The organism is Streptomyces sp. PA03-1a (assembly GCF_033792805.1).
Lineage (GTDB): Bacteria > Actinomycetota > Actinomycetes > Streptomycetales > Streptomycetaceae > Actinacidiphila.
Map to the genome: position 1 here is coordinate 1 of NZ_JARAVO010000296.1, position 10,176 is coordinate 10,176.

Below are 10,176 nucleotides of genomic sequence, written 5' to 3' on the forward strand. Positions count from 1 at the left end.
ACCCCCCACCACACCCCCCGACACGTCGGCGCGCGGTCACCCGTGCGTCGCGCGCACCAGCAAGGGAGCACCCCATGACCATCACGCTCGTCACCGGCGGCAACAAGGGCCTCGGCCGCGAGACCGCCCGCCGTCTGATCAAGCTCGGGCACACCGTCTACATCGGCTCCCGGGACGCCGTCCGCGGACGGGCGGCCGCCGACGAGCTCGGGGCGGAGCTGCTCCTGCTCGACGTCACCGACGACGCCTCCGTGACCGCGGCGGCCGAGGAGCTGCGGCGCCGCGAGGGCCGGCTCGACGTCCTGGTGAACAACGCGGGCGTCTTCGAGGGCATGGTCGGCGCCGCGGAGGCCTCCGGCGCCCACATGGCGACCGTCCTCGACGTCAACGTCGTCGGCCTGGTGCGCGTGACGCACGCCTTCCTCCCTCTCCTGGGGGAGTCCGCCGCGCCGGTCATCGTCAATGTCAGCAGCGGGCTCGGCTCCTTCGGCACGGTCCTCGACCCCGGGAAGAACGAGTCGCGGTACGTCACGCCCGTCTACTCCGCGTCGAAGGCGGCGGTGAACATGCTCACGGTGCAGTACGCCAAGGGCCTGCCCCACATGCGCGTCAACGCCGTCGAGCCCGGGTTCAGCGCCACCGACCTGCACGGTCTGAGCGGGCACGGCATCCAGACCCCGGAGGAGGGCGCCGAGGCGATCGTGCGCTACGCCACGGTCGGCCCGGACGGCCCGACCGGCACCTTCGGCGACCTCACCGCGCAGTTGCCGTGGTGATGATCCCCGCGCCGGCCGCCGGGGCCGGCGCGGGACCCACGGGCGGTGGGGGCCGCCCGTGGGCCACCCGCCCGCGCCCGGGGTGAGCCGGGGCCGCGCGCCGGCCACGGCCGTCCGGCCCTCGGACGGGAACGGGTTGCGCGCGCGGCGCGCAGTAGCATGCGAGGACGGCCCCGCCGCACGCACAGCCCACCGATCCGGAGATACCGACGCGCACATGGTGACCATCGCCTACCAGGGAGAACCCGGATCCAATTCCGCCGCCGCGGCCCGCAGGCTGTACCCCGAGAGCCGGGAGCTGCCCTGCACGACGTTCGAGCAGGCGCTGGAGGCGGTCGCGGTGGGGAGCGCGGACCTGGCCGTGATCCCCGTGGACAACTCTGCCGCCGGTCGCGTCGCGGACGTCCACCACCTGCTGCCGGAGGCGGACCTCTCGATCATCGCGGAGTACTTCCTGCCGATCCGCTTCGACCTGATGGGCGTGCCCGGGGCCACGCTGGAGGACGTCGTGTGCGTCCGCAGCCATGTGCACGCCCTGGGGCAGTGCCGGAAGATCATCCGCGAGGGCGGCTGGCAGACGCTGGTGAGCGACGACACCGCGGGCGCCGCCCGCGAGGTCGCGGAGCTCGGCGACCCGCGGCACGCGGCGCTCGCTCCGCCCGGCGCGGCGGACCTGTACGGGCTGCAGGTGCTGCGCGGCGGCGTGGAGGACACCTCCGACAACACCACCCGCTTCGTCGTCCTCTCCCGCGACGCCGTGTTCCCGCCGGACTCGGGCACGCCCATGATGACCAGCCTCTTCTTCTCGGTGCGCAACATCCCGAGCGCGCTCTACAAGGCGCTCGGCGGCTTCTCCAGCAACGCGGTGAACCTCACCAAGATCGAGAGCTACCAGGTGGGCGCGGGGCTGAAGGCCAGCCGCTTCTACATCGAGATCGAGGGCCACCCCGAGGAGAGCGGAGTGGCCCTGGCCCTGGAGGAGCTGCGCTTCTTCTCCTCCGAGGTGCGGATCATGGGCGTCTACCCGGCGCATCCGCACCGCTTCCTGGACCACGACTGACGCAGGATCCGGCTCCGCTGCACGAAGACCGCGCCGATGGCACGCAGCGTCCCGGCGGCCGCGTTGTAGTTGCGCTCCAGTACCGCGATCCGGCGGCTGGCGGTCGACTTGTCGAGCAGGAAGGGCGTCGCCGAGTCGGTGCCGAGGCAGCCCCCGCGCTCCCTCATGGGGCCGAGCGCGAGGCGGAAGAGGAGATGAGCGAGGCCGTCGCCGTCCGACCCGGAACCGCCCCCGCGGCCCGGCCGCACGGCGCGCCCCGCGGGCCGCACACCCCCTCGGGGCAGCTTTCACCCCGACGGCCCACGGGCGTGACCCGGTCGGCATACGCGGCCGGGCCTGTCGCCGCCGAGCCGTGAACACTCAGGTGCCGTAGGGCCTCCGCCCTGAGCACCGAGGAAAGCGAGATACGGCATGGCGGCAACTCTGGATTCCCGCTCGCGGCGTCGCATACGCCGCGCCCACGTCGCCGCGGCCGGCTGCGCCCTGGCCTTCTGCGCGTCCGCCGCGGCTCCGGCCGCCGCGGACGGGGACACGACCGGGACGAAGCCGACGGTGGTCCTGATCCACGGGGCGTTCGCGGACGCCTCCAGCTGGAACGGGGTGATCGAGCGGCTCGAGAGCCGCGGTTACCCCGTCATCGCCCCCGCGAACCCGCTGCGCGGGCTGTACAGCGACTCCACCTACATCGCCTCCGTACTGGAGAGCATCAAGGGCCCCATCGTCCTGGCAGGCCACTCCTACGGCGGCGCGGTGATCAGCTCCGCCGCGGCGGGGAACCCCCAGGTGAAGTCGCTGGTGTACGTCTCCGCGCTGATGCCCGACGTCGGTGAGAGCGGGATGTCGCTGGCCGAGCGGTTCCCCAGCGCGCTGGGCACCGCCACCAAGTCCGTGCCGTTCCGGGCGGGCGGGGGAGTCAGCGGTACCGACCTCTACCTCAAGCGCGACAAGGTGCACCCGGTGTTCGCCGCCTGCCTGCCGGAGAGCCAGGCGAACCTGCTGGCGGTCACCCAGCGGCCCGCGGCCACCACCGCGTTCTCGGAGAAGGCCAAGGTCGCGGCCTGGAAGACGATCCCGTCCTGGGCCCTCGTCGGCCGCCAGGACATGACGATCAACCCGGACCAGGAGCGCTTCCAGGCGGAGCGCGCCCACTCCCACACCGTGGAGCTCGACACCTGCCACGTGTCCCTGATCGCACGTCCCGACGCCGTCGCCGACCTGATCCTCCAGGCCGCCACCGCCGCCGAGTCCGGCCGCCCGGCGCTGGCCGACACCGGTTCCGGCGAGCACCGGCCGGGCGTCGGCGCTCTGGCCGGCGCCGCCGGGGGCGCGTTGGCCGCCGGCGCGGCCGCCTTCCTCGGCGCCCGTCGCCTGCGGCGCCGCTCCGGCTGAGGGCCCTGCCGAGCCACGCCCGACGTCAGTCGCCGTGGTCGTGGCCGCCCGTCCCGCCGCCGTCCGTGTCGGCATGGCCGTCGTCCGGACCGGCCGTGACCGTGAACGCGGCGGTGCGGACCGTTCCTTGGTGCTTGAAGTCGAGGAAGAGCCGGTACGTGCCCGCGCTCGGGGCCGTGGTGGTGAAGGAGACGTCCGGCCCGGGCGCGGTTGCGCCGTCGCCCGGGGCGCCGCCGGGGTGCACGTGCAGATACGCCAGGTCGCCGGCGCGCAGGGCGACCAGGTGGCCGTACGCGCCGAGGTAGGGCTGCAGGTCGGTGACCTCGCGGCCGTCCTTCGTCACCGTCAGCCGGAGCTCCCGCGCGGCGCCGGGTCGCAGGCCGCCGTGGAGCGTCACGGTGTAGCCGTCGACGGTCGCCGTCCGGGAGACCGGCGCGGGGCTGCCGGGCCGGTGGTCCCCGGCCACGGAGAGGTCCGCGCCGAGCGTGAGGTTCCGGCTGCCCTTCGCGGCGGGCGTGAAGTCGGCGAAGACCCGGTGGTCCCCGGCCCGGGGGAGGCTGACGGGGGTGCTCCACGTGCCGTCGGCGGCCCGGACCGGATGCAGATGGCGGTAGGACATCAGGTCGCGTGAGACGACGATCAGGTGCAGCTCCTTCTCGTGAGCCCGCCGGTACGAGGTGAGCGGGTGGCCGTCGGCGTCGCGTATGAGGAAGCGCAGTTCGGCCGGGCGACCGGAACCGACGCGTGGCGTGCGGAGGTCCAGGGTGTAGCCCGCCTCGCTGATCGCCAGGCCTCCCGCGGGCTGGGCGGCGCCCTCGCCGTCGGCGGTGTCGTGCGCGTGTCCCGGCCCCGGCGCGTTCACGCCGGCCACCGGTGGGCGGACCGGGTCGAAGGCCGCACCCACGCCGTAGGCGGTGCCGAACGAGGCCGCCAGGGCGACGGCGAACGCGGTGATCTTCGTTCCGGTGTTCAAGGCTGCTCCATGGGTGCCGTGGCATGGGGACGACGTGCCGGGCGGGCGCGTTGCTCCACGCTATACCCCCTAGGGGTATGTGCCAAGGTTCGCGAGGGCAGTACGCGGATACGGGGTGGGGGTATGTGTGGCCGTGGTCGTCAGGCGGGCGTCAGGACCTGTTCGGTCCAGATCGTCTTGCCGCGCGGATGGTGACGGGTGCCCCACTGCTGGGCGAGCTGCGCCACGAGGAGCAGACCCCGCCCGCCCTCGTCGTACGTACGGGCACGGCGCAGGTGCGGGGTGGTGTTGCTCGTGTCCGTGACCTCGGTGATGAGCGCCGTGTTGTTGTGGATCAGGCGCAGCTGGATGGGCGGCTTGCCGTAGCGGATGGCGTTGGTGACCAACTCGCTGACGAGCAGTTCGGTGGTGAACGAGGTCTCCTCCAGGCCCCACGTCGTCAGCTGCGACGTGGTGTGGTGGCGGGCGTGCGCGACGGTGGCGGGGTCGTTGGGCAGCTGCCAGGTGGCGATGTGGTCGGAGGGCAGGGTGCGGGTCCGGGCGACCAGGAGGGCGATGTCGTCGGTCGGGCGGTGCGTGATGAGGGTGGTCAGGACCCGGTCGCAGACCGTGTCCAGCGACGAGGTCGGGTGCGCGAGGGCCGTGAACATCTTGTCCAGGGACTGGTCGATGTCGTTGTGGTGCGGGTCCAGCAGCCCGTTGGTGTAGAGGGCGAGGACCGTGCCCTCGGGGAGGTTCGTGGTCATCGTCTCGAACGGGAGCCCGCCCAGGCCCAGCGGGGGGCCGGCGGGGACGTCCAGGAAGTGGACGGCGTGGTCGGGGGTCACGACGGCGGGCGGAGGGTGCCCCGCGCGGGCGAGGCTGCACTGGCGCGTGATCGGGTCGTACACCGCGTACAGGCACGTGGTGCCGATCCCGCCCGCGGTCTCCGCGTCCTGGTCCTCCCCGGCGTCGTCGGAGCAGAGGTGGATCACCAGGTCGTCGAGGTGGGTGAGGAGCTCGTCGGGTGGCAGGTCCACGTCGGCGAGGGTGCGCACCGCGGTGCGCAGCCGCCCCATCGTGGCCGACGCGCGGATGCCGTGCCCGACGACGTCGCCGACCACGAGGGCGACACGGGCGCCGGACAGGGGGATCACGTCGAACCAGTCACCGCCCACCCCGGCGTGCGTCGTCGCGGGCAGGTAGCGCGTGGCGATGTCCAGAGCGTCCTGCTCGGGCAGGGTGTGCGGCAGCAGGCTGCGCTGCAGCGTCATTGTCGTCGTGCGCTCGCGGGCGTAGCGGCGGGCGTTGTGGATCGCCGTGGCGGCCCGGTGGGCGAGCTTCTCGGTGAGGGCGAGGTCGTCGGCGGTGAAGGGGACCGGATTGCGGTGGCGGCTGAAGACGGCCAGCCCGAGGGTGCCGCCCCCGGCCGTGAGGGGGATCGCGATGACCGAGTGGGTGCCCGCCTCGCGGATCCACGCGGCCCGGGGGTCCTGGGCGGCCCAGCGGGCGAGGGTGGCCTCGGTGATGTCGTACAGCGCGGCCTTGCCGGTGGCCAGCGTCTGCGCGGGAGGGGACCCCGGGGGGTAGGTCGCGGTGTCGCCGAGGGCGATGAGGGCCTCGGGGGTGCCGGGCAGGATGGACCTGGCGGCGGTGCGGGTCACGGTGACCGGACCGTCCGACCCAGCGGCCCGGGCGCCGCTGGAGGGCTCGATCAGGTCGACGGCGGCGTAATCGGCGAGCTCGGGCACCACGAGGTCGGTGAGCTCCTGGGCAGTGCGGGTGGTGTCCAAGGTCGTGCCGATGCGGGTCGCGGCGTCGTGCAGGAGCTGCGAACGGCGCCGCACCTCGGGGTCCTCCCCGGCCGGGTGCGTGGTGAGCACCACCCCGCTCACGGTCCCCGCGGGGTCGGTGAGCGGGGTGAGGGTCGCCTGCAGGGCGTGCTTCCCGTCGGCGCCGTCCCCCGGCGCGGTGCCCGGGCCGCCGTCGTCTCCGGTGGCGGTGGAGCCGTCCGCGGTGAAGGGGGCCGGAGCGTGCTGCGGGCGCCCGCTGGTCAGGACGCTCCGCATGTGGGCTTCCGTCTGCCGGGCCGTGTCACCGGGGGCGAGGTCGGCCAACCGCAGGCCGCGCATCTCGGCCTCGCGCAGTCCCAGGGTGTCCTCGAAGGCGGCGTTGGCCCGCGTCAGCCGTAGCCCGGTGTCGAAGACGGCCTGCGGGCAGGGGGACTGGGTGAACGCCCAGCCGCACACCGCGTCGTGCGCCGGCGGGTCGCCGGAGGACCCGGGGACCGCCGCGACGACGAGCCAGCCGCTCCTGTCGTGCGCGTCGCCGTCGTGCCCGGGCCCGGTGCCGCCCGGCGGCCGGCCGGCGGTCTCGCGGTGGTGGGCGAGCAGTCGCAGGCGCAGGGTGTGTCCGTCCCGGTGGCGGAGCGCGAGGGTCCCGGCCCAGCGTGGCGTGGAGGGGGGCGACGGCACGTGCGGCGGGGGTCCGGCGAGCAACAGCGTGGCGGGATGACCGATGATCTCGGCGGGCGTGTGGCCGAGCAGGTGGTGGGCCTGGGCGCTCCAGCCGGTGACGATCCCGTGGTCGTCGAGCGTGGCGGAGGCGGTGTAGGCGGTGGCGCCGTCGGTGCCCAGGGATTCCGGCTGTCCACCGGCGGCGGTGGGAAGTGGCTCCATGGCTGTCATCTCGCCCTCGCTAGGTTCTTTCCCCCGCGGGGGCGGGGGAACCGGGCTCGGCCAGGGCATCCACTGACCAGCATCGTGCCTGTGACGGGTGAGCACCAACGCAACGGGCGTGGCGGCGCCGGGAGGGGCGTCGGAAGGCATGCCGCGGCATGAGAGCATCGCAGGCGTGTTCCTGGAGACCTCCCGGCTGCGCGTACGCCGGTTCCGCCCCGGTGACGCGCCGGCCCTGGCCGCCTACCGGTCCGACCCCGCCGTCGCCCGCTACCAGGGCTGGAGCGAGCCGGTGTCCCCTCAGACGGCCGCGGACCTCGTCGCGCGGTTCGCCGCGGGGGATCCGGAGGAGCCCGGCTGGTTCCAGTACGCGGTGGAGCTCGCCGCCACCGGCGAGCTGATCGGCGACATCGGCGTGTGCCTGCACAACAACCGGATGCAGGCCGACCTCGGTTTCACCCTCGCCCGAGCGCACCAGGGCGACGGCTACGCCACCGAGGCCGTCACCGCGCTGCTGGACCGGCTCTTCACCGTGAGCGGCCTGCACCGCGTCTCCGCCGAGTGCGACGCGCGGAACACCGCCTCGGCACGTCTGCTGGAGCGTGCCGGGTTCCGGCTGGAGGGCCGTCGCCCCGCTCACACCTGGATCAAGGGGGAGTGGACCGACGACCTGCTGTTCGGTCTGCTCGCCGCCGACTGGCAGACGCGTCACCCGGGCACCGGCCGCGACGGGGGATGGCGACAGGGGAGGACGACAGGGGAGGACGACGGGGAATGACCGCTTCCGGTTCACGGTTGGACCAGGCGCGGGAGACCTGCCACGGGACTCCACGGGGACGCGGAGCGGTCCGCCCCCACGGAGTGCCGCCGAGCAGGAGAACGGCCCCGCTTCGATCCGGCGCCGGCCTGGCCCCCCTTCCCGGCCGGCGCCGATCGTGTCGAAGGACCCCGGGGTGCGACCGGCTTCGGACACCGAGTCACGCTGCCTGTGGCCGTGTCCGGTTGAGCCCGGGTGGGTCAGTCCGGCTCGCAGGAACCCCTCGACGGGTGTCTGATGTGGTCAGCGGCCCGGGGCCCCGGAGTGGCCCCCGATGAAAGGCCCCGGGCCCGCTTCGTGAGTCATGCCTCCGCCCCCGGGCGATCCCGCCACGGAAGAAGTCTCCTGACGGATCGTCATGCGGCGATGGGCTGCCGGGCCTCACTGATCGCCCAGGCGGCGTTGACCAGGCCGATGTGACTGAACGCCTGCGGGAAGTTGCCGAGCAGTTCACCGGTGGCCGGGTCGATCTCCTCCGCCAGCAGGCCCACGTCGTTGACGTACGCCGCCGCCCGGGCGAAGACGTCGCTGGCCCGTTCGGCCTGGCCGGACAGGGCCAGCGCCTGGGCCAGCCAGAAGGTGCACAGCAGGAAGGTGCCCTCCTCGCCGGCGAGGCCGTCCACCCCCTCCGCCGTGCGGTACCGGTAGACCAGTCCCGCGGCGTCGGTGAGCCTCCGCTCCGTCGCGTCGATGGTGGCGCGGATCCGAGGGTCGTCGGCGGGCAGGAAACCGACGATCGGCATCATCAGGTTCGACGCGTCGAGGGCGGTCGAGCCGAAGTACTGCGTGAAGGCGCCCGCCTCCTCGTTCCAGCCCTCCCGCAGCACGGTCCGGTGGATCTCGTCCCGGGTCCTCCGCCAGGCCGCCACCTTGTCCCGGCGCGCGCCCAGGCGGTCGGCGAGCCGCACCGCCCGGTCCAGCGCCGCCCAGCACATGACCTTGGAGTACAGGAAGTGGCGGGGCTCGCCACGGACCTCCCAGATGCCCTGGTCCTTGTCGGTCCACCGCTCCGCCGCGGCGTCCGCGCACGCGACGAGGAAACGCCGGGTGTCGTCATCGATCCGGTGCAACTGGTCCGCGAGGCGGTAGGCGGCCTCGAGGAGCTCCCCGTAGACGTCGATCTGCTGCTGGCACCACGCGCCGTTGCCCACCCGCACCGGCCGGCTGTTCCGCCATCCCCGCAGATGGGGGAGGGTGCGCTCGCTCAGGTCGTGCTCGCCGCCCACCCCGAACATGATCTGCAGCGTCCGGTCCTCGCTCAGCGACGGCGCGGCGGTCGCCAGGAAGGCGAAGAAGTCGTGCGCCTCGTCGGGGCAGGCCGCCACCCACAGGGCCTCCATGGTCAGGCAGGCGTCCCTGACCCAGGTGTAGCGGTAGTCCCAGTTGCGCTCGCCGCCCACGCCCTCCGGCAGCGAGGTGGTCGCGGCGGCGACGATGGCGCCGCTGGGCTGGAACGACAGCGCCTGCAGCACCCGGCCGCTGTGCTGCACCAGGTCACGCCAGGGCCCGTCGTAGGCCTGGTGCATGTCCGACCACGACTGCCACGCAGCGATCGTGGAGTCCAGGCGGCCGGACAGGTCCTCCTGCGTCCAGACGTGGGCCGGGGGCTCCTCGAGCGTCGAACGGTGCAGGCCGAAGCAGACGGACTCGCCGGCCCGCAGGGTGAAGGTCCCGTGGGCCGTGGCGTCCGCGAAGTCCATGCGGTACGGAGTGGTCAGCACCAGCCACTCGGCCCCTCCCCGGGACGTGACCCCGCCCTCGGTCCCCGACAGGATCGGCGCGACGAGCCCGTACTCCGGTCGCGGGCGGTACTCCGTCTCCACCGGCACCTCACCCTCGGCGCAGGTCAGCCTGCGGGCCAGCAGGTGCGGCGCGCCGGCCCCGAGGCTGTGCTCGTCACCGTGCGGGCCGGTCAGCAGGGCGTCCGTGAGCGTGGCCGTTCCCGAGTCGGTGCGGAAGGTGGTCTCCAGCACCATGGAACGGTCCACGTACGTCCGCGTCGCCTCGTACGGGACCGACGGCCGGACCGACCAGTGACCGGCCGCGCCGTCCAGCAGTCGCGCGAAGACCGAGGGGCTGTCGAACCGGGGGAAGCACAACCAGTCGACGGAGCCGTCCCGGCTCACCAGCGCGGCGGAGTGCCGGTCGGAGATCAGTGCGTAGTCTGCGATCGCGGTCGAACTCATGGCGGCTCCCACGGACAGTGGCTCAGCGGACCGGCCGGCCCTTGCCGTACGCCGCGCGCGGCTCGAACGCCGCGCCCCGCGCCACGAGTTCGGCCGAGGCCCTCCCGATGTCCCCCGCCTGCCACGACATCCGGGCGGAGGTCCAGGCACAGGCGCCCGCGGGCACGGCCGTCACGCGGTCGCCGGCCGGACCGGCCCCGCCGTCTGCGTCCCTGCCTCCAGTGTCCCGCGGACGGCGACGGGCGACCCGGTGCGCGGGTGTGCGGGGGTCCGTGGTGTCTGAATTCGCCGGTCGGGGGGTGTGGGGGGATGCTGGTG

At 73.8% G+C, this 10,176-nt stretch carries 9 protein-coding genes; 4 read left to right on the forward strand and 5 right to left on the reverse strand.

Annotation, left to right across the window (positions count from 1 at the left end; genetic code table 11):
- The first annotated feature begins 74 nt into the window (after positions 1 to 74).
- Together PV341_RS40210 and PV341_RS40215 are read left to right on the forward strand one after the other, a co-directional pair.
- Positions 75 to 776 (forward strand): SDR family NAD(P)-dependent oxidoreductase, encoded by a 702-nt coding sequence (locus PV341_RS40210; protein WP_500360378.1) that lies wholly within the window; start codon positions 75 to 77, stop codon positions 774 to 776.
- A 217-nt stretch (positions 777 to 993) separates the two neighbouring features.
- Positions 994 to 1,836 (forward strand): prephenate dehydratase, encoded by an 843-nt coding sequence (locus PV341_RS40215; protein ID WP_500328809.1) that lies wholly within the window; start codon positions 994 to 996, stop codon positions 1,834 to 1,836.
- On the opposite strand, the gene PV341_RS40220 is transcribed toward PV341_RS40215, so the two are convergent.
- Complete coding sequence (locus tag PV341_RS40220; protein ID WP_500360379.1) at positions 1,797 to 2,003, reverse strand: hypothetical protein; 207 nt, start codon at positions 2,001 to 2,003, stop codon at positions 1,797 to 1,799. The genes PV341_RS40215 and PV341_RS40220 overlap by 40 nt on opposite strands.
- 244 nt (positions 2,004 to 2,247) lie before the next feature.
- Between PV341_RS40220 and PV341_RS40225 the strand changes: the two genes are divergently transcribed.
- On the forward strand, positions 2,248 to 3,225 hold the full coding sequence (locus PV341_RS40225; RefSeq protein WP_500328807.1) for an alpha/beta fold hydrolase: 978 nt from the start codon (positions 2,248 to 2,250) through the stop codon (positions 3,223 to 3,225).
- 25 nt (positions 3,226 to 3,250) lie between these two features.
- Here PV341_RS40225 and PV341_RS40230 read toward each other — a convergent pair whose 3' ends face one another.
- Both PV341_RS40230 and PV341_RS40235 read right to left on the reverse strand, forming a co-directional pair.
- Positions 3,251 to 4,198 carry a DUF8832 domain-containing protein gene (locus PV341_RS40230; protein WP_500360381.1) on the reverse strand — a complete coding sequence of 316 codons (948 nt, stop codon included), beginning with the start codon at positions 4,196 to 4,198 and terminating at the stop codon, positions 3,251 to 3,253.
- Positions 4,199 to 4,338: 140 nt separating this feature from the next.
- Positions 4,339 to 6,855, reverse strand: coding sequence for a SpoIIE family protein phosphatase (locus tag PV341_RS40235; RefSeq protein WP_500328805.1), 2,517 nt, complete (start codon positions 6,853 to 6,855; stop codon positions 4,339 to 4,341).
- 148 nt (positions 6,856 to 7,003) lie between these two features.
- Between PV341_RS40235 and PV341_RS40240 the strand changes: the two genes are divergently transcribed.
- The gene (locus PV341_RS40240) at positions 7,004 to 7,633 is read left to right on the forward strand and encodes a GNAT family N-acetyltransferase (protein ID WP_500328804.1); all 630 of its coding nucleotides are present in this window, start codon (positions 7,004 to 7,006) and stop codon (positions 7,631 to 7,633) included.
- A 395-nt stretch (positions 7,634 to 8,028) separates the two neighbouring features.
- Here PV341_RS40240 and PV341_RS40245 read toward each other — a convergent pair whose 3' ends face one another.
- Positions 8,029 to 9,858 (reverse strand): glycoside hydrolase family 15 protein, encoded by a 1,830-nt coding sequence (locus PV341_RS40245; protein ID WP_500360383.1) that lies wholly within the window; start codon positions 9,856 to 9,858, stop codon positions 8,029 to 8,031.
- 22 nt (positions 9,859 to 9,880) lie between these two features.
- Positions 9,881 to 10,033 (reverse strand): hypothetical protein, encoded by a 153-nt coding sequence (locus PV341_RS40250; protein WP_500328802.1) that lies wholly within the window; start codon positions 10,031 to 10,033, stop codon positions 9,881 to 9,883.
- Positions 10,034 to 10,176: the final 143 nt, after the last annotated feature.